This window comes from Acidovorax sp. 107, from assembly GCF_003058055.1.
In the GTDB taxonomy this organism is placed as follows: domain Bacteria; phylum Pseudomonadota; class Gammaproteobacteria; order Burkholderiales; family Burkholderiaceae_C; genus Acidovorax.
In genome coordinates this window covers 588,093-610,792 of the sequence record NZ_QBTZ01000001.1, presented here as the reverse complement: position 1 = coordinate 610,792, position 22,700 = coordinate 588,093, and the positions used below count along the sequence as shown (strand labels likewise).

Here is a 22,700-nt window from a genome sequence, read left to right as displayed (position 1 = left end):
GCACACACCATGGAATTTCTCACCCACAATCTCGCCCCCATCATGTTCGCGGGGCTCATCTGCTTCTTGCTGGTGGGCTTCCCGGTCGCCTTCAGCCTGGGCGCCTGCGGACTTTTCTTCGCCTTCATCGGCATCGAACTGGGCGTATTGCCCGAGGCCCTGCTGCAAGCCGTGCCGCTGCGCATCTTCGGCATCATGCAGAACGACACCCTGCTGGCCATTCCGTTCTTCACGCTCATGGGGCTCATATTGGAGCGAAGCGGGATGGCGGAAGACCTGCTGGACACCATTGGTCAGCTGTTCGGCCCCATCCGTGGCGGCCTGGCGCTGGCCGTGATCTTTGTGGGCGCGCTGCTGGCAGCCACCACCGGCGTGGTCGCCGCATCGGTGATCTCGATGGGCCTGATCTCGCTGCCCATCATGCTGCGCTATGGCTATGACCGCCGACTGGCAGCGGGCGTGATTGCGGCCTCCGGCACGCTGGCGCAGATCATTCCCCCTTCGCTGGTGCTGATCATCATTGCCGACCAGATGGGCCGCAGCGTGGGCGACATGTACAAGGGCGCCTTCGTGCCCGGCCTGATGCTCACCGGCTTCTACGCGCTGTACGTCATCCTGCTGGCGATCTTCAAGCCCCAATGGGTGCCCGCCATCCCGCCCGAAGCCCGCACGCTGCGCGACGAGAACGGCAAGAGCGGTGTGACCTCCTTGCTGGTGCTGACGGGCATTTGCGTGGCCGCCTCGATGTATGTGGCCAAGAACATGGCGGCCCTGCACACCTGGGTTTCGGGCGAAACGGTGGAGCGCGTGGCCCTCGACGAAACCATTGTGGTGGCCATGTGCTTTGGCGTGGCCCTGGCCTTCGTGGTCGCCAGCATCAACAAGATCACCCGCCTGGGCCTGCTGTCCAAGGCGGCGGAACGCGTGACGTTCGTGCTGATTCCCCCGCTGCTGCTGATCTTCCTGGTGCTGGGCACCATCTTCCTGGGCGTCGCAACCCCCACCGAAGGCGGCGCCATGGGCGCTTTGGGCGCGGGCATCATGGCCATCTTCCGTGGCCGGTTGAGCATGTCGCTGCTCAAGCAGGCCGTGACCACCACCACCAAGCTGTCGTGTTTTGTGGTGTTCATCCTGGTGGGCGCCACCATGTTCGGCCTGACCTTCCAGGGCGTGGACGGCCCGCTGTGGGTGGAGCATCTGCTGACCGGTCTGCCGGGTGGCCAGCTGGGCTTCCTGATCGTCGTGAACATCATGGTGTTCTTCCTGGCGTTCTTCCTGGACTTCTTCGAACTGTCTTTCATCGTCGTGCCTCTGCTGGCCCCCGTGGCCAATAAGCTGGGCATTGACCTGATCTGGTTCGGCGTGCTGCTGGCCGTGAACATGCAGACCTCGTTCATGCACCCTCCGTTCGGCTTTGCGCTGTTCTACCTGCGCAGCGTGGCCCCCGCGAAGGAGTACATGGACAAGATCACCAAGAAGATGATCGCGCCCGTGACCACGCCCCAGATCTACTGGGGGGCCATCCCCTTCCTGATCATCCAGCTGATGATGGTGGGCCTGATCATCGTCTTCCCCGGCATCGTCTCCAGCGGTCTGGACAAGGAAGAGGTCTATGACCTGGACAAGGTCCGCATGGAGATGGAAGCCACCATGCCCGACGCAGCCGGAGCCCCGGAGGCCACCGACCCCACGGCCGGCATGGAGGGCACGGGCTCGACACCTGGGGCCGACGCTGCGGCTCCCGCCGCAGACGACCCGCTCAAGGCCCTGCAGGACTCGATGGCCAACGAGAAGAAGTGATCGGATAAACCCACAGGGCTGTTGACCAGCCCGTGACGCAAAAAAAGCCCCGGCAGATATCCGTCTGCCGGGGCTTTTTTCATGGGCTTGTCTCGCGCAGCGCGTGCCCGAGTGCAGAGCTGCTAACAGGCGGCTCTGCGCCGCCCTACAAACCTGAGGAACCCAACCATCATGATCGACCTGATCCCACAGTACGCAGGCCGCCGCGCGCTGAGGTGGGGCGCTCTGCGCACCGCTTAACCCGCTGGCAAGAGTCCACCAACGGCGCCAAACATCACGGCAGACAGCCGGAAACGATGGCCTCAACCACTCATGCGCCACGTCGGACCTTGCCCCGAGGGATGGTCGTGCGGACGCGCCGATCACAGCAACAGAGGCGACACCTTGAGCCCCAGCCGACCGAACATCGCCGCGTGGCCCGGCAGCGTCTTCTGCCCCGAAGCACCTCGGGACCGAGCACCCAGCCCCATACCACCAGACGCAAAAAAACCCGCCAGGCGAACCAGGCGGGTTTTCTGATCGGTATGCCCTGCGGCTTGCGCCGCAGCCAGGCAATCAGATCTTCTGGGCGGACATGAAGGTGTCGTAGCGGGCTTCAGCAAAGCGGAACCACAGAATTTGGTCGCGCTGGAACGCACGCATGTCGGCGTAGATCTTCTTCCACTCGGGGCTCTTGGCGTCGTTCTCGGCGAACACTTCCATCGAAGCCTTGAACGAAGCGTCCATCACGGCTTGCGAGAAAGGCAGCACCTTGGTCTTGGCAGCCACGAGTTGCTTCAAGGCCGTGGGGTTCAGTGCGTCGTACTTGGCCAGCATGTCCACGTGGGCCACGTTGGTAGCGGCTTCGATGATGGCCTTGTTCTCAGCCGACAGGCCGTCAAACGCCTTCTGGTTGACGAAGAAGTCCACTTCAGGACCGCCTTCCCACCAGCCGGGGTAGTAGTAGAACGGAGCGACTTTGTTGAAGCCCAGCTTCTGGTCGTCGTACGGCCCCACCCACTCGGCGGCGTCCAGCGTGCCCTTTTCGAGGGATTGGTAGATTTCGCCGCCAGGGATGCTCTGGGGCACAGCGCCCAGCTTCTGCATCACTTCACCGATCAGGCCGCCACCCAGGCGCATCTTCATGCCCTTGAAGTCGGCAGGCGACTTGATTTCCTTGCGATACCAGCCACCCATCTGCGTGCCGGTGTTACCACCTGCGAAGCTGATCATGTTGTAGCCACCGTAGAACTCGTTCATGAGCTTGCGGCCGTTGCCATGCAGCATCCAGGCATTCATCTGGCGGGCATTGAAGCCAAAGGGCACTGCCGAGCCCAGCGCAAAAGCGGGATTCTTGCCGTAGAAATAGTAAGGCACCGTGTGTGCCATTTCCACGGTGCCTTGCTGCACGCCATCGACCACGCCGAAGGGAGGCATCAGCTCGCCACCAGCGTGCACGGAGATTTCAAACTTACCGCCCGACATGGCCTTGACGGCCTTGGAGAACACATCAGCGCCGCCATAGATGGTGTCCAGCGACTTGGGGAAGCTGGAGGCCAGACGCCAACGAATGGCAGCCTGGGCGTGGACGGCGGGCGCAGCGCCTGCAGCCAGCACACCGGCAATGCCGGCGTGCTTGATGATTGAACGACGATCCATGAGGTTCTCTCCGATATATTGATTGCAAAACTTGGCCCGCACGCGTTGTGCACGGCCGGCCAAGGACATGTTTCAGCCGCGACCATTGTAGGAACATGACCCGGCGGACTTTTGCGGGTTTTCCCGCGAAAATCCCCTGCCATTGCCGACCTTCAGGGTTCTGCAAGCATCTGCGCGACAGTGGTGCGGAGCCGCCCCGGCGGAGCGCACCAGACAGGCGAGATGCTGCGCCTGCTGCCCTGTGGACTCAGTCCGCGCTGCTGGACAAAAACCGCGCGGCAATCGATGCGCGGATACCGGTCGCATCGAGCCCTTGCTGCGCCAGCAACTTGGCCGGGTCACCGTGCTCGATAAACACATCGGTCAGGCCGAGCTGCAGCACGGGGCGCACGAGGCCCATGGCGTTGAGCGCCTCGGTCACTGCACTGCCCGCCCCGCCCATGATGGCGCCCTCTTCCACCGTGACGAGGGCGTCGTGGCGCTCGGCCACCTCGCGCAGCAAGGCCTCGTCGATGGGCTTGGCCCAGCGCATGTTGACCACGGTGGCATCGATCGCCTCGCCCACTTCCAGCGCGGGATACAGCAAGGTGCCAAAGGCCAGGATGGCAATGCGGGGCGCCTTGCCGTCCGGCTCGCCCTTGCGCTCACGGCGAATCTCGCCTTTGCCGAAGGGCAGGCCATCGAGCGCTGCGAGCGGCGCCACGCCCGCGCCGCTGCCGCGCGGGTAGCGCACGGCCACGGGGTGGTCCTGTTCAAACGCGCTGCTGAGCAGCTGGCGGCATTCGCGCTCGTCAGCGGGGCAAGCCATGCTCATGTTGGGGATGCAACGCACGAACGGGATGTCGTAGGCACCTGCGTGCGTGGCACCGTCAGCGCCCACCAGGCCAGCGCGGTCCAGGGCAAACACCACGGGCAGGTTTTGCAAAGCCACGTCGTGGATCAACTGGTCGTAGCCGCGCTGCAAAAACGTGGAGTAGATGGCCACCACGGGCTTCACACCCTCGCAGGCCATGCCCGCAGCGAACGTGACAGCGTGCTGTTCGGCGATGCCCACGTCGTAGTAGCGGTCGGGAAAGCGTTTTTCAAACTCCACCATGCCCGAGCCCTCGCGCATGGCCGGGGTGATGCCCACCAGGCGCGTGTCCTGCGCCGCCATGTCGCACAGCCACTGGCCGAACACCTGGGTGAAGGTCTGCTTGGGGGGCGTGACCGGCTTGGTCAGGCCCACGCTGGGGTCGAACTTGCCGGGGCCGTGGTAGGCCACAGGGTCGGCCTCGGCCAGCTTGTAGCCCTGGCCCTTCTTGGTGACCACGTGCAGGAACTGCGGCCCCTTGAGGCTCTTGATGTTCTCCAGCGTGGGGATCAGCGAGTCGAGGTCATGCCCGTCGATGGGGCCGATGTAGTTGAAGCCGAACTTTTCGAACAGCGTGGCGGGCACCACCATGCCCTTGGCCTGCTGTTCGAAGCGCTTGGCCAATTCGAGCAGAGGCGGTACGGGGCGCAGCACGGTCTTGCCCACGTTCTTGGCGGCCGCATAGAACTGCCCGCTCATCAGCTGCGCCAGATAGCGGTTGAGGGCGCCCACGGGCGGGCTGATGCTCATGTCGTTGTCGTTAAGCACCACCAGCAGGTTGCAGTCGGCCACACCCGCGTTGTTGAGCGCCTCGAAAGCCATGCCAGCACTCATCGCGCCGTCGCCGATGATGGCCACCGCGTGGCGGTTGTCGCCCTTGCGCTTGGCAGCCAGCGCCATGCCCAGCGCGGCCGAGATGCTGGTGCTGGAATGCGCCGTGCCAAAGGTGTCGTAGATGCTCTCGGCGCGCTGCGGAAAGCCCGAGATGCCGCCCAATTGGCGCAAGGTGTGCATGCGGTCGCGGCGACCGGTCAGGATCTTGTGCGGGTAGGTCTGGTGACCCACGTCCCACACCAGGCGGTCTTCCGGGGTGTTGAAGACATGGTGCAGAGCCACGGTCAGCTCTACCGTGCCCAGGTTGGAGCTGAGGTGGCCGCCGGTCTGGGAGACGCTCTGCAGCACGAACTCACGCAGCTCGGTCGCCAGCACCTTGAGGTCCGCGCGCGAGAGCCGGCGCAGGTCCGCCGGGTCATTGATGGTCTGCAGCAGGGGAAAGGGTGTCGTGGACATTGACTATTCTTTTGATAGCTACCAGCGCAATAGATTCAAGCACTAGCAGGCATTTGGACATTGATTGAGTCGCCAGGAACCAGGACGGTGCTCAGTGCGAGCGGCGCACGACCATGTCCGCCAGGGCTGCCAGCGCACGGGTGTCCGGCAAACCACTGCGACCCAGGGCCGCATGCGCCTCGGCCAGCAGCTCCTGCGCGTAAGCCTGCGCACGCTCCAGACCGAGCAACGACACGTAGGTGGGTTTGTCTGCAGCAGCATCCTTGCCCGCCGTTTTCCCCAGGGTGGCAGAGTCGGCCACCACATCCAGGATGTCGTCCACCACCTGGAACGCCAGCCCCATGGCGGCGCCGTAGTCGGACAGTGCCTGGTAGGCCGTGGGCGCTGCGTGGCCACACAGGGCCCCCATAAGCACGCTGCCCTGGAGCAGCGCACCGGTCTTGAGGCGGTGCATCTGGCGCAGCTGCGCCTCGGTCAGCGCCACGCCCACACTGGCGAGGTCAATGGCCTGCCCGCCCGCCATGCCGGCCGAGCCCGCAGCCCGCGCCAGCAGTCGGCACAGGGCCGCCTGCGTGGCGGCGGGGATCAGGGTGTTGTCGGGGGTCAGCAATTCAAATGCGAAGGCCTGCAGGGCATCACCCGCCAGCAGGGCCTGGGCTTCGCCAAACTGCACATGCACGGTGGGCTTGCCACGGCGCAGCACGTCGTTGTCCATGCAGGGCATGTCGTCGTGGACCAGCGAATAGGCGTGGATCAGCTCGACCGCGCACGCGGCCCGCAGGGCAGCTTCGTCCAGGGCTGCATGCACCGCCGCGCCCTCAGGTACAGCGGAATCCGAGGGGCCGCTGCGTGCCGCCTCGTACGCAGCCAACACCAGCAGGGGCCGCAGGCGCTTGCCGCCATCCAGCACGGCATAGCGCATGGCGTCGCCCAGCCCCGCCGGGGCGCCATCGCCCACCCACCGGGACAGGGCCTGCTCCACGCGGGCCAGGTGGTTCTGACTCCAGAGATTCGTATCCAGGGGCTGACTCGCCACCGTCGATGGGGTCATTGGCAACGCGCTCATTCCTGGTTCCATGGTTGCAGCTGGCCGTCGTCCAGCACCTTGATCTGGTCCTGCACGGCATCGAGCCGGTGGCGGCAAAACGCCAACAAGGTGGCGCCGCGCTGGTAGCCTGCCAGCATCTGGTCCAGCGGCAGCTGGCCCGATTCGATGCGGGCCACAAGTTGCTCCAGCTCCTCCAGGGCTGCCTCGTAGCTGGCAGGTTCGGCGGGAAGAGCGGGTGTTGCAGGGGCCTTGGGCATGGAGGGGGCGGCAGTGCGCGGATGAAAAACCGATGATTTTAGGCGCAGCGCTGTGGCCCCCGTGTCAGACAGGGGCCGATCCGTGGGGGGCCTCTATTTTTGATGGAACCAGTGTTTTGTATTCACGTAGCGGGGGTGCGGGAATAACCCCACCGCCTATAATCCCATTCCCGTCGAGCCGGCTACCACCCTAGCCGGTTTTCTTTTTCCCGATGCGTCTTCCCGGGCGCACCTCCCGCACTCTCTCTGTGGGGAGTCTTTAGGTCAGGTCACCCATGTCTGATTTAAGTCTTCAACTGCAGCAGGCCGCAAGCCAACTACCAGTTTCGAGCTACTTTGACGATGCGCTGTTCCAGCGCGAGCTGGAGACCATCTTCCAGCGCGGGCCCCGTTATGTGGGGCATCAATTGGCTGTGCCCAACGCGGGCGACTTTTACGCACTGCCCCAGGAGGGCGAGGGCCGCGCCTTGGTGCGCAACGCCGAGGGAGCCATCGAGCTGGTGTCCAACGTGTGCCGCCACCGGCAGGCGGTCATGCTCAAGGGCAAAGGTTCGCTGAACACCCAGCAAAAGGGCAGCGCGGGCGGCAACATCGTGTGCCCGCTGCACCGCTGGACATACAGCCCCAAGGGTGAACTGCTGGGTGCCCCCCATTTCGCGCACGACCCGTGCCTGAACCTGAACAACTACAAGCTGCGCGAGTGGAACGGCCTGCTGTTTGAAGACAACGGCTACGACGTGGCCGCCGACCTGGCCCAGATGGGCCCGCGCGCCGACCTGGACTTTGACGGCTACGTGCTCGACCACGTGGAGCTGCACGAGTGCAACTACAACTGGAAGACCTTCATCGAGGTCTATCTGGAGGACTACCACGTCGGCCCCTTCCACCCAGGCCTGGGCAGCTTCGTCACCTGCGACGACCTGCGCTGGGAGTTCGGAACGAACTACTCCGTGCAGACCGTGGGCGTGGCCAACCGCCTGGGCAAGGCGGGCAGCCCCGTGTACGAGCGCTGGCACGAAGCCCTGCTGGCCTACCGCGAGGGCAAGCCGCCCAAGCATGGCGCCATCTGGCTCACGCTGTACCCGCACATCATGATCGAGTGGTACCCGCATGTGCTCACGGTGTCCACGCTGCACCCCATCAGCCCGACCAAGACGCTGAACATGGTGGAGTTCTTCTACCCCGAAGAAATCGCCGCGTTCGAGCGCGAGTTCGTCGAAGCACAGAAGGCCGCCTACATGGAGACCTGCATCGAGGACGATGAAATCGGCGAGCGCATGGACGCCGGCCGCAAGGCCCTGCTGGCACGCGGCGACAACGAGGTGGGGCCCTACCAGAGCCCCATGGAAGACGGCATGCAGCACTTCCACGAGTGGTACCGGCAGACCATGGGCAGCGGCACCCTCGACCCTGCCGCAGCAAAACGCTGAATACGGCGGCAAAACCCCGCCAATCTGCAGGCCCACCATGGCCTGCTCTCATTACAATAGCTGCCAGTGCTTAAAAAATAAGCGCTGGCAGCTATTTTCATTTCTGCACCGCTGGTGCAAACCATAAAGATCACAACCCGATGCAAGCCCTTTGGATGGTGTTGGCCGCGTTCCTGTTTGCCAGCATGGGGGTGTGCGTCAAGATCGCCTCGGACTTTTTCAATTCGGCCGAGTTGGTGTGCTACCGGGGACTGATCGGCATGTTCATCCTGTGGCTGCTGGCACGCTCGCAGAAGGTGACGCTGGCTACGCAATACCCAGGCATGCACGCATGGCGCAGCCTGGTGGGGGTGGCGTCGCTGGGCGCCTGGTTTTATGCCATTGCACACCTGCCGCTGGCCACCGCCATGACCCTCAACTACATGAGCAGTGTGTGGATTGCCGCCTTTCTGGTGGGCGGCACGCTGCTGGCCTGGCGGCCCTCCGCGGCCACGCCCCGGCCGGCCCTGCAGGGGCCGCTGGTGCTCACCGTGCTCGCCGGGTTTGTGGGCGTAGTGCTGATGCTGCGCCCCAGCCTGGACCAAAACCAGGCCTTCGCCGGGATGATCGGACTCATGTCCGGCCTGTCGGCCGCCTTTGCCTACATGCAGGTGGTAGCGCTGTCGCGCCTGGGTGAGCCCGAGTCGCGCACCGTCTTCTACTTTGCAGTGGGCTCCGCAGTGGCGGGTGGCGTGGCCATGCTGTTCACCGGCATGTCAGACTGGCCGGGCTGGCAAGCGCTATGGCTGTTGCCCATTGGAGTGCTGGCGGCTGGCGGCCAGCTGTGCATGACGCGCGCCTACGCCAGCGCCAAGACCCAGCGCGGCACGCTGGTGGTGGCCAACCTGCAGTATTCAGGCATCGTGTTTGCCGGCATCTACAGCGTGGCCCTGTTTGGCGACAAGATTCCACCCATCGGCTGGATCGGCATGGCCCTCATCGTGGGCAGCGGCATTGTGGCCACCATCCTGCGCGCGCGGGCTGCGCCGGGGGCCCCCGCCGAAGAACACTGACCGATACAAAAACCCATGCGCACTGGCCAGGACATACGCCATCGGGATAGCCACAATGGGGGCCTCTCCGTCCTGCCAGTTGCTTTGCACCTGATCTGCCGATGACCACCTACACCACGCTCATCTCCGCCCCCGACCTGCAAGCCCTCATCGCCAGCGGTGCACCGCTGATGGTGTTCGACTGCAGCTTCGAACTCATGCAACCGACGGCCGGCGCGCAGCAATACGCGCAGGCCCACATCCCCGGTGCGGTGTACGCCAACCTCGACAACGACCTGAGCGCCAAACATGGCGCGCCCGGAGCCGCCGGCACCTTGACGGCCCAAGAGGCCGATCAACCCGCATCGGGCGGCCGCCACCCGCTGCCCAGCCGCGAGCGTTTTGCCATGTGGCTGTCCAGCGTGGGTTTTGCCAACAACATGCAGGCCGTGGTGTACGACCGCCAAGGCGCCAACTACTGCGGCCGCCTGTGGTGGATGCTCAAGTGGGCGGGCCACGACGCGGTGGCCGTGCTCGACGGTGGGCTGCAGGCCTGGCAGGCCGCCGGCGGTGCGGTCCACAGCGGCGAAGAGCCCTCGCACTTCCAGTCCCACTTTGCACTGAACGAGCCCTTGCGCCAGCTGGCCACGGCCGGTGATGTGTTGGCCCGCCTGCAGCGCCCCGCAGACCAGACCGTGATCGACGCCCGCGCAGGTGCCCGCTACCGGGGGGAGGTAGAGCCGCTGGACCCGGTGGCCGGCCACATTCCCGGCGCGCTCAACCGCCCCTTTGCCGAAAACATCGGCGCCGACGGCCGCTTCAAACCTGCAGCCACGCTGCGCACAGAGTTCGATGCCCTGCTGGCCGGCCGCGACCCAGCGACCGTGGTCCACCAGTGCGGCAGCGGCGTGAGTGCCGTGCCCAATCTGCTGGCCATGGAGATTGCAGGGCTGGGGCACACCGCCCTGTTTGCAGGCAGCTGGAGCGAGTGGTGTTCAGACCCCGCGCGCCCGGTCGAAAAGGGTTGAACAGCGCTGACCGCGGGGCGTAACGGACGCCGCGGGTTGCAAAAGCGCAAAAAAGATGGTTTTGCAGGCGCTATCAAAACCATGAGCAGAATTCAGGGGCCGATGCCTGCCAGTGCAGCAGACGCCGCCCCCTGAAAAGCCAGCCAACGCCTGATCTGTATGTAGGGCAAATTCCTACACAGCCCACCACGAAACCAGACGCGCGGCACAGCCAAACCCCGACTTAATTTCTGATTGGGGCGGTTTCACAATCCATTTCAACGGATCACGCAAAACCTGCAGTCAGCAGGCAACGCAAGACCCGGTACTGGAAAAAAGGAAGCCGCCATGACCAACGAACAAATCCTCGCTGAAATCCGCGAAGCCAACCTCACCTACCTGATGCTGGCCCAAACCCTGATCCGTCAGGACAAGGCCGAAGCGGTTTTCCGTCTGGGCATGAACGAAGAGTCTGCCGATATTCTCGCTTCGCTGTCGGCAGCGCAAGTGATGAAACTGGCCTCCCGCAACACGCTACTTTGCAGCTTCCGCGTGGACGACAACCTGGTGTGGAGCTTGCTCACCAACCACTCGGCCAAGAAGGTGGGCAACGACGCCACCAACACCCTGCACGCCAACATCCTGATGGCCAGCCGCGTGTCTGAAGTGCTCTGAAGCATTCGTCTGCCGCCTCGTTCCAGTTTTCACCGAAAGCCAGCCATGTCCTCCACGACCACTGCCGCCAAAGCCCCCGTCAAAAGCGTTCTGAACGAATCCAAGCAGATCGAACGCGCAGCCATGCTGATCCAGATGGGCGCCCGCATGCAGGTGCTGGAGTCCGAGACCACGCTGTCGTATGAACGCCTGATCCGCCTCTACAAGGAGATCGCTGGCAAGTCGCCCTCCAAAGGCCAGTTGCCGTTTTCGACCGACTGGTTTCTGACCTGGCAAGAGAACATCCACAGCTCGCTGTTTTTGAACATCTACGAATACCTGTCCAAAGGTGTGGACCTAGACTCGGTGGAACTGCTGACCAAGGCCTACCGCCTGTACAACGAACAAGTCGCCACGGCCGAGATCGAGCCTCTTCTGTCCTTCACCCGCGCCTGGCGCCTGGTGAAATTTGTGGACGCCGGCATGCTGACCCGCACCAAGTGCAGCCAGTGCAGCGGCCAGTTCGTGACCGAGCTGTACGAAAACCGCCATTTCACCTGCGGCCTGTGCAACCCACCCGCCCGCGCAGGCAAGAGCAAGACCGCCGGCGCGCTGATGCTGCATTGATGCCTTGGCGTGATCTTTTGAGCCCAAAGCGCCCAATGCGCTAGTGCATATTGCCGAGATAGCTATCAATTAGATAGCGAACAAAAAAGGCCCTACTCGGGGCCTTTTTGCTTTCTGCTGTCTGCCGATGGAATGTGGCGCAAGGCAGAACACCGCACCGTTTCCCATCAACGCCCGGCCAGCAAGGTCCGCACGTTCTCGTCCGCAGGCACCGCGTAGTTGTGTGCCGCAATCACCTGGTTGCCCACCGGGTTCACCAGCTTGAGGCTGATGTACACCACCGAGGCCGACACCGCGTACGTGCCCACCACCACGGCCTGCGCGTTCTGGGCCTGGCTGACCTCCCGCACCTCACGCGAGAGCAGCAACTCGCCCTGTTCGCGATGCAACACCAGGTTGTCACGCAGCTTCACCTCCGTCACGCGCAACCCGCGCTGCACCATGCGCCCCGCGATCTGTTCCGAAAAGATGCGCCCCAGCCGCGACGACTCGTTGAGCCGGTCCACATTCACCAAGGTGGCCACCAGCAACGGCTGGCTCGCATCCAACGGCGCGCTGAGCAGCAGGGCATCCGTCGCCCGTTCGTTCACCTCGATCAGGTCGGTGCGCGACATGCCGCCCGCACGATCACCGTAGTAGTAGCTGTGGACTGGATTGGTTGAGCAGCCCTGCAATGCCAGGGCCGACACCGCGATCATGCCCAGGCACCACACAGACCTGAGCTTGCCGGGTTGGAAACGGCGCATCATGGTGCAACCACCCGCCAGGTTTTGACCGGGGTGGGTGGAGGAGGCGGTGGTGACGGAGGTGGTGGCAGCTGCGTCTTGTACAACGGCGAATCATCGGGTTCGACGTAGTAAACGTCTGCCGTGCTCGCCAGATAGCGGTCGCCGCTTTCGAGGGAGGTTGTGATGAGCACCTCTGTGCGCGTCGGCCCGCCTGCGGCAGATCCGTCGATGGCGTATTGCGTGAGGTCCGTCACAGCGCCCAGAGTGGCAACCCCCGCCAGCATGGAGCCAGCGCCCTGGCGGAACAGATACCAGTCTCGCGCCACGCCCACGCCCAGCGCTAAGCGTGTCCACGGCATGGGCCCCCAGGTTTGCACGCGCGCGTTGTGCTGGACCACCTGGGTTTCGAATGTGAGCGTGACTGCCGTCGGTTGCGTGGACAGCACTACGCCGCGATCCAGCAGGCGCGTGATCAGCAGCTTGCGAAAGCCGTTGTTGAAGCTGGTGTCGCCGGGGCTCGGAGCGAGATAGATGGGGTACTCGCCGGCTGGCCAGGCACTGATCTTGCCGGTAATGCGGCCCGCTACGTCGTCGGCCAGCACATCCCAGTGGTGCACGGCGCGCGCTTTCTTCTGGTCGGTGGCCGGATAGTTGTCGGCACGCGGAACATCCAGCGACGAGCATCCGCCCAGCAACACCGCCAGTGCTGCCGTCGCGAACACGCGCCCACGGAGGGAGTGTTGAGGATTCATGCGCACACGCCCCTTGTCATGTTGTGATGCCGTCCAATTGCATCGCATCATCCTAATGGCCTCGGCAAAGCACCATCGCGGGAACAAAGCCTGTTTTCCGTCGCACTTTGCCAACGCCGCCGGCGATGGGATGGCCACCTACAAAGCCAGCCACTGGGCTGCCGCACAATCCGCCCATGACCGCGCCCTCTGCCGACATCCACACACCCCAGCCTCCATCGGCAACGGCTGGCGACGCACCCCAAGCCTCCGATGCATCGTTGAGCAGCACGGCTGCGCAAGAAGCGACGGGCGCGCCATGCGCCGACGGAGCCGCTGCGATGCCCCCATTGATCAACGCGGATACGGCGGCCGCCCCCATCGCAGCGCCGCAGCAACCGGCCATGGCGGCCCCCCTCATGCTCCACATGCCCGTGGACGTGCGCAACCTGTCGCTCGCGCTGTTGGCGCTGTTTGCCAGCGTGGCATTGCTGCACTGGGCCAGTGCGGTGTTCATTCCCATCATGCTCAGCCTGCTGCTCACCACGGCGTTGCGGCCCCTGGTTGAATTCATGCGACGCTGGCATGTGCCGCGCTGGCTGGGCGCCGGGGTGCTGCTCATCGCCATCGTGGGTGGACTGGCCAGCACGGCCTGGTCACTCAGCGACGGAGCGGCGCAGTTGGTGGACTCACTCCCTGTCGCCGCCAAGAAGGTGCGCGACAGCCTGAAAACCCGCTCGGGCAACAGCAGCCCGCTGGACACCATGCAAAAGGCCGCGACGCAAATCGAGCAGGCCGCCACAGAGAATACCGCCGCGAGCCCCCCCCGGCGTGGGGTGCAACGCGTGGTGGTGGAACGCCCGCCATTCAACATCCGCGACTACCTGTGGAGCGGCACCATGGGCGTGATGTCGGCGTTGGGGCAGCTCACGGTGGTGGTGTTCCTCACCTATTTCGCGCTGGCATCCGGCAACCTGTTTCGCAACAAGCTGCTGCGCATTGCGGGCACCAGCCTGGAGCGGCGCAAGGTCACCATCCATGTACTGGAAGACATCACCAACCAGATCCAGCGCTATCTCCTGGTGCAGGTAGCCACCAGCGTGCTGGTGGGCGTGGCCACATGCCTGGCCTATTGGGCCCTGGGCCTGGAGAACGCAGCCGTGTGGGGCGTAGTGGCCGCCGTGCTCAACCTCGCACCCTACATCGGCTCGGCACTGGTCACGGGCGCATCGGTCCTGGTGGCGTTCCTGCAGTTCGGCACGCTGGACATGGCCATGGCCATTGGTGGTGCTTCGCTGGTCATCCACACCCTGGTCGGCAACCTGCTCACGCCATGGCTCACCAGCCGTACCAGCAGCATGAGCCCCGTGGCCGTGTTCGTCAGCGTGCTGGCGTGGGGCTGGCTGTGGGGCCTGTGGGGGCTGCTGCTGGGCATCCCGGTGATGATGGCCGTGAAGGCCGTGTGCGACCGGGTGGAGGATCTCAAGGCGGTGGGCGAGTTGCTGGGGGATTGAGGGACGACGCAGCAAGGCCGCCAACGCGGCCTGAGGAACGCCGTCGCCACGCCGCCGGGCGATCAGTTCTCGTCCCCGCCCAGTACCGCGTCAGTCCCACATCAAGGCGCTCTGTCGTGACCCAGGTCGACTCATCTATTGTTCTCAATACTGGAACAGTTAGTTTGCGACTGGGTGGTTTTTCCCTGAACACCATCGGCGTACAGTTCATCCCATCGATGAGCCGAACCCGCAAGGCGACTCACCGAACCCGGTTCAGGAATGGTTTTTGACCCGGCTTTTTTGAGACGCTTTTTTAGCCTTTAAGGATTTTCATCATGAACAAGACCGCCCGTTTCCTCTCCGTCGCCGCTGTTGCCGCTTTCGCCGCCTTTGGCGCCCATGCTGACGAAGCCGATGGCTCGCAATTTGCCCTGAAGTTCGATACGAACCGCACCCGCGCTGAAGTGGCTGCCGAAGCCGTCACCGAAGCCCGCACCCACAACATGGAACCCGCAGGCTCGCGCGTGGTGACCTACAAGTCCACCGCCGACCGCGCTGCCGTGCGTGCCCAGGCCGCCGAAGCTGTGCGCACCGGCCAGATCCCTTCGGGCGAATTCAGCGCCATGTAATTGACGCAGTTGCGGGACTTCCCATGGTGGTGGCACTTTGCATTTGCGGGTGCTGCTGCCATGGGGAGTGTTAACTGAACCGCAGGGGCGGGCAGGCAAAAAGGGCTCCCACTGGGAGCCCTTTTTGGTTATGGGTGCCCGCCGCGAACGCAGCAGGTCTGGGATCGAAGGCTCGAAGCGCTCCGCGGGTCCATCAGCCCGTGTTGCGCAACCCTGCCGCAATCCCGTTGATGGAGATGTGAATCCCGGTCTGCACCCGCTCGTCGCCCTGCCCTGCGCGCCAGCGACGTACCAGCTCGACCTGCAAGTGGTGCAGCGGGTCGATGTAAGGGAAGCGGTGCTTGATGGACCGCGCCAGCGCCGTGTTGTGCGTCAGGCGCTGCTTGTCGCCCGTGATGCGGGTCAGCGCATCGGCCGTGCGGTGCCACTCGGCCTCGATGCTGGTGAACACCTTTTTGCGCAAGCGGGCGTCGGTGACGAGTTCGCTGTAGCGCGAGGCCAGGGCCAGGTCGCTCTTGGCCAGCACCATGTCCATGTTGGACAGCAGGGTGCGGAAGAACGGCCACTGGCGGTACATCTTCTGCAGCAGCGCCAGCTGCGCCTTGGGGTCCTTGCCCTCGGCGTTCACAAACGCATCCACCGCCGAGCCGAAGCCGAACCAGCCGGGCAGCGTGAGGCGGCACTGGCCCCAGCTGAAGCCCCAGGGGATGGCGCGCAGGTCTTCGATCTTCTGGCTGGCCTTGCGGCTGGCGGGGCGCGAGCCGATGTTCAGCTCCGCGATCTCGCGGATCGGCGTGGAGTTGAAGAAGTAATCGGTAAAACCCGGGGTCTCGTACACCAGCGCACGGTAGCTGCCCATGCTGGCCAGCGAGAGCTGCGCGGCCGCATCCAGAAAGGCCTTGGTCGCCGGCTTGGTGGGCTGCAGCAGCGTGGCCTCCAGCGTGGCAGCCACTAGGGTCTCCAGGTTGCGCCGGCCGATCTCTGGGTTGGCGTACTTCGATGCGATGACTTCGCCCTGCTCGGTCAGGCGGATCTGGCCGCGCACGGTGCCGGGCGGCTGCGCCAGGATGGCCTGGTAGCTAGGACCACCGCCCCGGCCCACGGTGCCGCCTCGGCCGTGGAACATGCGCAGCTGGATGCCGTGGCTGGTGGCGAGTTCGTCGAAGAGTTCGACGAGAGCGATCTCGGCGCGGTACAGCTCCCAGTTGCTGGTGAAGATGCCTCCGTCCTTGTTGCTGTCGCTATAGCCGAGCATGATGTCCTGCTCGCCCCCGCTGCGCTGCACCAGCGCGGCCACGCCGGGCAGGCTGTAGAACTCGCGCATGATGGGCGCGGCGTTGCGCAGGTCTTCGATGGTCTCGAACAGCGGCACCACGATGAGATGGTTCTTCGATTCGGCATCGAGCGTGCCGTTCATCAGGCCCACTTCCTTCTGCAACAGCAACACTTCCAGCAGGTCACTCACCGTTTCGGTGTGGCTGATGATGTAGTGGCGAATCGCCTCGTGACCGAAGCGCTCGCGCATCACGCGGGCGGTTTCAAAGATGGCCAGCTCGCCCAGGGCGTGGGCGGAATACTCGGCACCCACCACCCGCAGCGGACGCGCGTCGTTCAGCAACTTGATCAGCAGTGCGCGTTTGGCGGCTTCTTGCAGGCCCGCGTAATGGGGCTCGATGCGCGCCTTGGCCAGCAGTTCGGCCACCACTTCTTCATGTTTGTCGGAGCTTTGGCGCAGGTCCACCGTGGCCAGGTGAAAGCCAAACACCTGCACGGCGCGGATCAGCGGGTGCAGGCGCTCGGCGGCCAGGGCCTGACCATGGTGCGACTGGAGCGAAGCCTCGATCACGCGCAGGTCGGCCAGGAACTCTTCGGCACTGGCGTAGGCGTTTTGGGGCACCACGGCGTGGCGCGCGGCCTCACCTCCGGTCAGATCCTTCAGCGAGGCAGCCAAGCGCGCATAGATACCCGTGAGCGCGCGGCGGTAGGGTTCGTCCACCCGGTGTTCATTGGTGTCGGGCGAGCGCAGGGCCAGGGCTTCCATCTCGGCCGACACCTGCACCAGGCGCGCCGACAGCGACAACTCGCCCCCCAGGTAGTGCACCTCGGTCAGGTAGTGACGCAGGGCTACCTCGGCCTGCCGGCCGAGCGCGTATTGCAAGGTCTGCGCGGTGACGTTGGGGTTGCCGTCGCGGTCGCCGCCAATCCATTGGCCCATGCGCAAGAAGCTGTGCACGGGGTACTGGCCCAGTTCGTTCTCCAGGTCGGCATAGATCTTGGGAATCTCGCGCAGGAAGGTGGCTTCGTAATAAGAGAGCGCGTTCTCGATCTCATCGGCCACGGTGAGCTTGCTGTAGCGCAGCAGGCGCGTTTGCCACAGCTGGGCCACGCGGGCACGCAGCAGGGCTTCGTTGGCGGCCAGTTCGCGCGGGGTCAGCGCGTCCTTGGCGCTGTTGTAAAGCTGGGCGCGCACCTGTATGTCGTCGCGCGTGGCCAGCAGCTGGGCGATGTCGCGCTCCGCGTCCAGGATGCTCTTGCGCTGCACTTCGGTGGGGTGGGCGGTGAGTACCGGCGCCACGTAGCTGCCCGCGAGGGTCTGCGAAATCGTCTTGGGCGCGATGCCGGCCCAGCGCAGGCGCGACAGGGCGACTTCGATGCTGCCCTCTTGCGTGTCGCCCGCACGCTCGTGCACGGCGCGGCGGCGGATGTGGTGGCGGTCTTCGGCCAGGTTGGCCAGGTGGCTGAAATAGGTGAAGGCGCGGATCACACTCACCGTCTGGTCGCCCGACAGGGACTTGAGCAGCTTCTTGAGCGCGCGGTCGGCCTCCTGGTCGGCGTCGCGGCGGAAGGCCACCGAGAGCTTGCGCACCTGCTCCACCAGCTCGTAGGCCTCCACGCCCTCCTGTTCACGGATCACATCGCCCAGAATGCGGCCCAGCAGGCGGATATCGTCAATCAGGGGCTGGTCCTTGTCGGATCGTTTCATGCAGGAGTCTCCGGGATGGGTGGGATGGCCTGGCGCCGAAAGCCCGCAGGGCCGCAGGCCGCACCAGCCCCAGTGCGGGCGCATGCTAGCATCCTGGGCCCCTGAATAATTACAAACAGGTTACGAACTTGAGCCCCTCCCAAACGCCCACTATCGTCATCGCCACCCGCGAAAGCCGCTTGGCGCTGTGGCAGGCCGAACACGTAAAAGCACTGCTCGAAGCCCGTGGCCACAGCGTGCAACTGCTGGGCATGACCACCAAGGGCGACCAGATCCTGGACAAGTCCCTCAGCAAGGTCGGCGGCAAGGGCCTGTTTGTGAAAGAGCTGGAAGTGGCACTCGAAGAAGGCCGTGCCCACATCGCCGTACATTCGCTCAAGGACGTTCCCATGGAGCTGCCCGAGGGCTTTGCCCTGGCCTGCGTCATGGAGCGCGAAGACCCGCGCGACGCTTTTGTCTCGCCCCACTACGAGAACCTGGACGCCCTGCCGCAGGGCGCCGTGGTGGGCACATCGAGCCTGCGCCGCCAGGTGCTGTTGCAAGCGCTGCGGCCCGACCTGAAGATTGAACCCTTGCGGGGCAACCTCGACACCCGCCTGCGCAAGCTGGACGAAGGCCAGTACGACGCCATCGTGCTGGCCGCCGCAGGCCTCAAGCGCCTGGGGCTTGAGGCCCGCATCCGCGCCACGTTTGCCCCCAGCGCCATGCTGCCCGCCGCAGGCCAGGGCGCATTGGGCATCGAGGTGCGCAGTGACCGGCAGGATCTGATCGACGCGCTGGCGCCGTTGGCCCACCAAGCCACCTGGCTCACCGTGGCCGCCGAACGGGCCGTGAGCCGCGCCATGGGCGGCAGCTGCTCGATGCCGCTGGCCGCACACGGCACGTTCACCCAGGACGTGCTGCAGCTGGACGCCGCCTGGGGCGAGCCCGAAGACAAGACCCCCTTGGTCCGCGCACAGGCCAGCGCGCCTGTCACCACGCTGGCGCAAGCCGAAGCACTGGGCGACGCAATTGCCCAGCGCCTGCGCGCAGGCGGTGCCCGGGGCGTGGCACCGGCCTGACATGGCCGCAGCAGCCCCCCGGGTGATCGTCACGCGGCCCAACCGCGAAGCCGCCCACTGGGTGGAGCAGCTGGGCGCCCACGGCATTCAGGCCGTGGCGCTGCCCCTGATTGCGATAGGCCCCTGCACCGACGCTGCCGCGTTGCGGGCCCTGGACGCCGCCCGCGCCAATCCCAGTGCTTACCGCGCCCTGATGTTTGTCAGTGGCAACGCCGTGGTGCACTTTTTTGATCAAAATCGCCCTGATGCGCCGGATTTTTATGCCTTTGTAGCTACAAAAACAAGAGCATGGGCACCCGGCCCCGGCACGGCCCGCGCGCTGGAGCAGGTGGGCGTTCCGCGCAGCGCCATCGATGGGCCCGCGCCAGATGCCCCGCAGTTCGACTCCGAAGCCCTGTGGCAACAGGTGGCCCCCCAGGTGCGGCCCGGCGACCGCGTGCTGATCGTGCGGGGGCGCTCGGCCACGCCGCAAGGTGCGCACGAATCCCCCCAAGGCAATGGCCGTGACTGGCTGGCCCAACAGATCGAGGCACGGGGTGGCCAGGTGGAGTTTGTGGTGGCCTACCAACGTGGCGCGCCCCACTTTGCGGCGCACGAGGTGGCGTTGGCGCAACAGGCGACGCAAGACGGCTCCATCTGGCTGCTGAGCAGCTCCGAGGCGGTAGCCCACCTGGCCCAGACCCTGCCGGGCCAGCACTGGGGCGCTGCGCAGGCTCTGGCCACCCACCCGCGCATCGCCGAAGCGGCCCGTGCAGCGGGCTTTGGGACGGTGAGGGAATGCCGTCCAGCGCTAGAAGACGTGGTGGCCTCGATAGAATCGGGCGCATGAGTTCTGCGTCCCCTCACGATCTACCGCCCACACCCCCAGCAGCCCCTGTGGCCGCCGCCGTGAGCGCGCCAGCCGTGAGCCCCGCCCCCTCTCCTGCCGCGCCCGCTGCCGCCACTGGCAGAGGTGGCGCCACGACCTTGCTGGTGGGTGCCGTGGCGGTGGCCGCGCTGGTCAGCAGCGGCCTGCTGTGGCAAAAGCTCAGCGCCATCCAGGAGCAGCTGGCCCGGCAATCGGCCGACTCAGGGGCCTTGGCCATCGAGGCCCGCACCATGGCCCGCCAGGCCGAAGAGCAGGTGCGCGACACGGCCGCTCGCCTGTCGGTGGCCGAAGCTCGCGTGAGCGAGGTGGCCTTGCAGCGCAGCCAGCTCGAAGAACTCATGCAAAGCCTGTCGCGCTCGCGCGACGAAAACCTGGTGGTGGACATTGAATCGGCCATCCGGCTGGCGCAACAGCAGGCCCAGCTCACAGGCAGCCTGGAGCCCCTGGTGGCCGCGCTCAAGAGCGCCAACCAGCGCATCGAGCGCTCCGCCCAACCCCGCTTGGCCCCGGTGCAGCGTGCCATCGGCCGCGACCTGGACCGCCTGACCCGTGCCACCGTGACGGACACCGCTGGCCTGCTGGCCCGCCTGGACGACCTGGTGCGCCAGGTGGACGACCTGCCCGTGCTCAATGCCGTGGCCCAGGCCGCCTCGACCAAGCGCTTGTCCACCGGCCCCGCAGCGCCTGGCAGTGCCCCCGCCCCCACCGACGGCCTGGCCTGGTGGCAGGCGGCCCTGCAGCGCAGTTGGGAGGTGGTGCGCGACGAAGCCCGCAGCCTGGTGCGCGTGAGCCGCATCGACCAGCCCGAGGCCATCTTGCTGGCCCCCGAGCAGACCTTCTTCCTGCGTGAGAACCTCAAGTTCAAGCTACTCAATGCGCGCCTGGGCATCCTGGCCCGCCAGTTCGAGTCGGCCCGCGCCGATTTGGCAGCAGCCACCGCCGCGCTCAACAAGTATTTCGACCCCGCTTCGCGCCGCACGCAGAACGTGGCCTCCATCCTGCAGCAGGCACAGGCCAGCATGAAGGCGGCCGAGCTGCCGCGCCTGGACGAAACCCTGGCTGCACTGGCCACTGCAGCCGCCGGGCGTTGACGATATGCGTGCTGCACTTTGGCTTTTGGCGCTGTTTGGTGTGGCTGTGGCTGCCGCACTGTTTGCGGGCAACAATCAGGGCACCGTCACCCTGTACTGGCCGCCGTACCGCATCGACCTGTCGCTCAACATGGTGGTGCTGCTGCTGGTGGGTGGCTTTGTCACCGTTTATGCGGCGCTGCGCGCGCTGGCCGCTTTGCTGGAGCTGCCGCACCAGGCCCGCCGCTGGCGTGTGCAGCAAAAAGAGCGTGCCATGCACGGCGCGCTGCTCGATGCGTTGACCCATATGCTGGGCGGCCGGTTCATCCGCTCGCGCAAGTCCGCCGTGGCAGCCCTGTCACAAGAACACGCCCTGGAGGCCAGCGGCGAAGCAGTGCCCCACGGCAAGCAGCTGCGGGCCCTGGCCCACATGATTGCCGCGGAGGCCTCGCACGCCCTGCAGGACCGCGCCACGCGCGAAAGCCACCTGCAGGACGCGCTGCAGGAAGCCCCCATGCGCGGCTCCATCAACGAGCAGGAAATGCACGAAGGCGCCCAGATGCGCGCTGCCCGCTGGTCGCTGGACGACCGTGACGCCAGCGCCGCCCTCGACCGGTTGGCGGCGCTGCCCCAGGGCGCGGCGCGCCGTACGTTGGCGCTGCGCATCAAGCTCAAGGCCACCCGGCTGGCCCGCCAGACGCAAGAGGCGCTGGACACCGCGCGCCTGCTGGGCAAGCACCGCGCGTTCTCGCCCAATGCGGCGCAGAGCATCGTGCGCGGCCTGGCCACCGAACTCATCAACAGCGCCCACGACACCGCCCAGTTGCAGCAGACCTGGCTGTTGCTGGAAGCCAGCGAGCGCAACATGCCCGAGCTGGCCATCCACGCCGCCGAGCGGCTGGCCAGGCTGGGCGGCGATGCCACCCAGGTGCGTGCGTGGCTGCTGCCCGTGTGGGAACGCATGGTGGACCTGCCCGACGCCCTGGCCGAGCAACACGCCCTCAAGCTGGTGCGTGCGCTGGAGGCGGGGCTGGACGCGCTCGACGGCCCCTGGCTGGCCCGCATCGAGTCGGCCCAGCAAGCCAATCCGCGCGACGCCCGCCTGCAGTACCTGGCCGGCATGGCCTGCCTCAAACGCCAGCTGTGGGGCAAGGCCCAGCAGTTGCTGACCCAGGCCGCCCAGCAGCTGACCGATCCCCAGCTGCGCGCCAGCGCCTGGCGCCATCTGGCTGAACTGGCCGAGCAGCGGGGCGACGACAGCGCCGCCGCCAGTGCCTGGAAACAGGCCGCACAGGCCCGCTAACCCGGGCTGGGCGAGGGCGCGGTGGCGCCGGTGCCCACGGCACCGCCCATGCTGCATGGCGATCACGGCATGTCATGCAGTCATATCCCTTTTTGCCACGGAGGGGCATCGATGCACCCAGCCGTGCCTTGCCAGTGCCCGGACCTACCGGCGCGGCAGAAATTGCACAGCATTGGGGAACTTTGAGCGCTCAAGA

19 protein-coding genes are annotated in these 22,700 nt (G+C 65.5%); 12 read left to right on the top strand and 7 right to left on the bottom strand.

Annotated elements, in window-relative coordinates; translation table 11 throughout:
• The first annotated feature begins 9 nt into the window (after positions 1-9).
• Positions 10-1,800, top strand: a complete 1,791-nt coding sequence (locus tag C8C99_RS02905) for a TRAP transporter large permease subunit (protein ID WP_108624906.1) — start codon at positions 10-12, stop codon at positions 1,798-1,800.
• A 555-nt stretch (positions 1,801-2,355) separates the two neighbouring features.
• Here C8C99_RS02905 and C8C99_RS02900 read toward each other — a convergent pair.
• The 4 genes from C8C99_RS02900 to xseB form a co-directional block, all read right to left on the bottom strand.
• Positions 2,356-3,438 carry a TRAP transporter substrate-binding protein gene (locus C8C99_RS02900; protein ID WP_108624905.1) on the bottom strand — a complete coding sequence of 361 codons (1,083 nt, stop codon included), beginning with the start codon at positions 3,436-3,438 and terminating at the stop codon, positions 2,356-2,358.
• Between the two features lie 247 nt (positions 3,439-3,685).
• Positions 3,686-5,581 carry a 1-deoxy-D-xylulose-5-phosphate synthase gene (gene dxs / locus C8C99_RS02895; RefSeq protein WP_108624904.1) on the bottom strand — a complete coding sequence of 632 codons (1,896 nt, stop codon included), beginning with the start codon at positions 5,579-5,581 and terminating at the stop codon, positions 3,686-3,688.
• Positions 5,582-5,672: 91 nt separating this feature from the next.
• Positions 5,673-6,647, bottom strand: coding sequence for a polyprenyl synthetase family protein (locus C8C99_RS02890; RefSeq protein WP_108624903.1), 975 nt, complete (start codon positions 6,645-6,647; stop codon positions 5,673-5,675).
• On the bottom strand, positions 6,644-6,886 hold the full coding sequence (gene xseB / locus C8C99_RS02885; protein ID WP_056639486.1) for an exodeoxyribonuclease VII small subunit: 243 nt from the start codon (positions 6,884-6,886) through the stop codon (positions 6,644-6,646). The genes C8C99_RS02890 and xseB overlap by 4 nt, the downstream gene beginning before the upstream one ends.
• Before the next feature lie 275 nt (positions 6,887-7,161).
• Here xseB and C8C99_RS02880 point away from each other — a divergent pair, with 275 nt between their 5' ends.
• The 5 genes from C8C99_RS02880 (at position 7,162) to flhC (ending at position 11,635) form a co-directional block, all read left to right on the top strand.
• Positions 7,162-8,316 (top strand): aromatic ring-hydroxylating dioxygenase subunit alpha, encoded by a 1,155-nt coding sequence (locus C8C99_RS02880; RefSeq protein ID WP_056639488.1) that lies wholly within the window; start codon positions 7,162-7,164, stop codon positions 8,314-8,316.
• 140 nt (positions 8,317-8,456) lie between these two features.
• Complete coding sequence (locus tag C8C99_RS02875) at positions 8,457-9,368, top strand: DMT family transporter (RefSeq protein ID WP_056639492.1); 912 nt, start codon at positions 8,457-8,459, stop codon at positions 9,366-9,368.
• Between the two features lie 101 nt (positions 9,369-9,469).
• Positions 9,470-10,375, top strand: a complete 906-nt coding sequence (locus tag C8C99_RS02870) for a sulfurtransferase (RefSeq protein WP_108624902.1) — start codon at positions 9,470-9,472, stop codon at positions 10,373-10,375.
• A 327-nt stretch (positions 10,376-10,702) separates the two neighbouring features.
• Complete coding sequence (flhD, locus tag C8C99_RS02865; RefSeq protein WP_015015270.1) at positions 10,703-11,029, top strand: flagellar transcriptional regulator FlhD; 327 nt, start codon at positions 10,703-10,705, stop codon at positions 11,027-11,029.
• A 45-nt stretch (positions 11,030-11,074) separates the two neighbouring features.
• Positions 11,075-11,635, top strand: coding sequence for a flagellar transcriptional regulator FlhC (gene flhC, locus C8C99_RS02860; protein ID WP_056639495.1), 561 nt, complete (start codon positions 11,075-11,077; stop codon positions 11,633-11,635).
• Between the two features lie 167 nt (positions 11,636-11,802).
• Here flhC and C8C99_RS02855 read toward each other — a convergent pair whose 3' ends face one another.
• Positions 11,803-12,384: a FlgO family outer membrane protein gene (locus C8C99_RS02855; RefSeq protein WP_108624901.1), complete on the bottom strand. Its 582-nt coding sequence runs from the start codon at positions 12,382-12,384 to the stop codon at positions 11,803-11,805.
• Positions 12,381-13,115 carry a hypothetical protein gene (locus C8C99_RS02850; RefSeq protein ID WP_199226302.1) on the bottom strand — a complete coding sequence of 245 codons (735 nt, stop codon included), beginning with the start codon at positions 13,113-13,115 and terminating at the stop codon, positions 12,381-12,383. Before C8C99_RS02850 ends, C8C99_RS02855 begins: the two co-directional genes overlap by 4 nt.
• Before the next feature lie 383 nt (positions 13,116-13,498).
• Here C8C99_RS02850 and C8C99_RS02845 point away from each other — a divergent pair, with 383 nt between their 5' ends.
• Positions 13,499-14,608 carry an AI-2E family transporter gene (locus C8C99_RS02845; protein ID WP_233247296.1) on the top strand — a complete coding sequence of 370 codons (1,110 nt, stop codon included), beginning with the start codon at positions 13,499-13,501 and terminating at the stop codon, positions 14,606-14,608.
• A gap of 317 nt (positions 14,609-14,925) precedes the next feature.
• Positions 14,926-15,219 (top strand): DUF4148 domain-containing protein, encoded by a 294-nt coding sequence (locus tag C8C99_RS02840; RefSeq protein WP_108624899.1) that lies wholly within the window; start codon positions 14,926-14,928, stop codon positions 15,217-15,219.
• 193 nt (positions 15,220-15,412) lie between these two features.
• Here C8C99_RS02840 and ppc read toward each other — a convergent pair whose 3' ends face one another.
• The gene (gene ppc, locus C8C99_RS02835) at positions 15,413-18,202 is read right to left on the bottom strand and encodes a phosphoenolpyruvate carboxylase (RefSeq protein ID WP_108624898.1); all 2,790 of its coding nucleotides are present in this window, start codon (positions 18,200-18,202) and stop codon (positions 15,413-15,415) included.
• A 128-nt stretch (positions 18,203-18,330) separates the two neighbouring features.
• On the opposite strand from ppc, the gene hemC reads away from it, so the two are divergent.
• Genes hemC through C8C99_RS02815 form a run of 4 tightly spaced genes read left to right on the top strand, consistent with a single transcriptional unit; the run spans position 18,331 to position 22,504 of the window.
• Positions 18,331-19,263: a hydroxymethylbilane synthase gene (gene hemC / locus C8C99_RS02830; RefSeq protein WP_108624897.1), complete on the top strand. Its 933-nt coding sequence runs from the start codon at positions 18,331-18,333 to the stop codon at positions 19,261-19,263.
• A 1-nt stretch (position 19,264) separates the two neighbouring features.
• Entirely contained in the window at positions 19,265-20,092 is an 828-nt protein-coding gene (locus tag C8C99_RS02825; RefSeq protein WP_108624896.1) for a uroporphyrinogen-III synthase, read from the top strand.
• Positions 20,089-21,222 (top strand): uroporphyrinogen-III C-methyltransferase, encoded by a 1,134-nt coding sequence (locus tag C8C99_RS02820; RefSeq protein WP_199226300.1) that lies wholly within the window; start codon positions 20,089-20,091, stop codon positions 21,220-21,222. The genes C8C99_RS02825 and C8C99_RS02820 overlap by 4 nt, the downstream gene beginning before the upstream one ends.
• 4 nt (positions 21,223-21,226) lie before the next feature.
• The gene (locus tag C8C99_RS02815) at positions 21,227-22,504 is read left to right on the top strand and encodes a heme biosynthesis protein HemY (protein WP_056639506.1); all 1,278 of its coding nucleotides are present in this window, start codon (positions 21,227-21,229) and stop codon (positions 22,502-22,504) included.
• Positions 22,505-22,700: the final 196 nt, after the last annotated feature.

Coding starts and splice junctions, on each gene's coding strand:
- C8C99_RS02905 (WP_108624906.1), top strand. CDS start 10: ATGGAATTTCTCACCCACAATCTCGCCCCCATCATGTTCGCGGGGCTC.
- C8C99_RS02900 (WP_108624905.1), bottom strand. CDS start 3,438: ATGGATCGTCGTTCAATCATCAAGCACGCCGGCATTGCCGGTGTGCTG.
- dxs (WP_108624904.1), bottom strand. CDS start 5,581: ATGTCCACGACACCCTTTCCCCTGCTGCAGACCATCAATGACCCGGCG.
- C8C99_RS02890 (WP_108624903.1), bottom strand. CDS start 6,647: ATGAGCGCGTTGCCAATGACCCCATCGACGGTGGCGAGTCAGCCCCTG.
- xseB (WP_056639486.1), bottom strand. CDS start 6,886: ATGCCCAAGGCCCCTGCAACACCCGCTCTTCCCGCCGAACCTGCCAGC.
- C8C99_RS02880 (WP_056639488.1), top strand. CDS start 7,162: ATGTCTGATTTAAGTCTTCAACTGCAGCAGGCCGCAAGCCAACTACCA.
- C8C99_RS02875 (WP_056639492.1), top strand. CDS start 8,457: ATGCAAGCCCTTTGGATGGTGTTGGCCGCGTTCCTGTTTGCCAGCATG.
- C8C99_RS02870 (WP_108624902.1), top strand. CDS start 9,470: ATGACCACCTACACCACGCTCATCTCCGCCCCCGACCTGCAAGCCCTC.
- flhD (WP_015015270.1), top strand. CDS start 10,703: ATGACCAACGAACAAATCCTCGCTGAAATCCGCGAAGCCAACCTCACC.
- flhC (WP_056639495.1), top strand. CDS start 11,075: ATGTCCTCCACGACCACTGCCGCCAAAGCCCCCGTCAAAAGCGTTCTG.
- C8C99_RS02855 (WP_108624901.1), bottom strand. CDS start 12,384: ATGATGCGCCGTTTCCAACCCGGCAAGCTCAGGTCTGTGTGGTGCCTG.
- C8C99_RS02850 (WP_199226302.1), bottom strand. CDS start 13,115: ATGAATCCTCAACACTCCCTCCGTGGGCGCGTGTTCGCGACGGCAGCA.
- C8C99_RS02845 (WP_233247296.1), top strand. CDS start 13,499: ATGGCGGCCCCCCTCATGCTCCACATGCCCGTGGACGTGCGCAACCTG.
- C8C99_RS02840 (WP_108624899.1), top strand. CDS start 14,926: ATGAACAAGACCGCCCGTTTCCTCTCCGTCGCCGCTGTTGCCGCTTTC.
- ppc (WP_108624898.1), bottom strand. CDS start 18,202: ATGAAACGATCCGACAAGGACCAGCCCCTGATTGACGATATCCGCCTG.
- C8C99_RS02825 (WP_108624896.1), top strand. CDS start 19,265: ATGGCCGCAGCAGCCCCCCGGGTGATCGTCACGCGGCCCAACCGCGAA.
- C8C99_RS02820 (WP_199226300.1), top strand. CDS start 20,089: ATGAGTTCTGCGTCCCCTCACGATCTACCGCCCACACCCCCAGCAGCC.
- C8C99_RS02815 (WP_056639506.1), top strand. CDS start 21,227: ATGCGTGCTGCACTTTGGCTTTTGGCGCTGTTTGGTGTGGCTGTGGCT.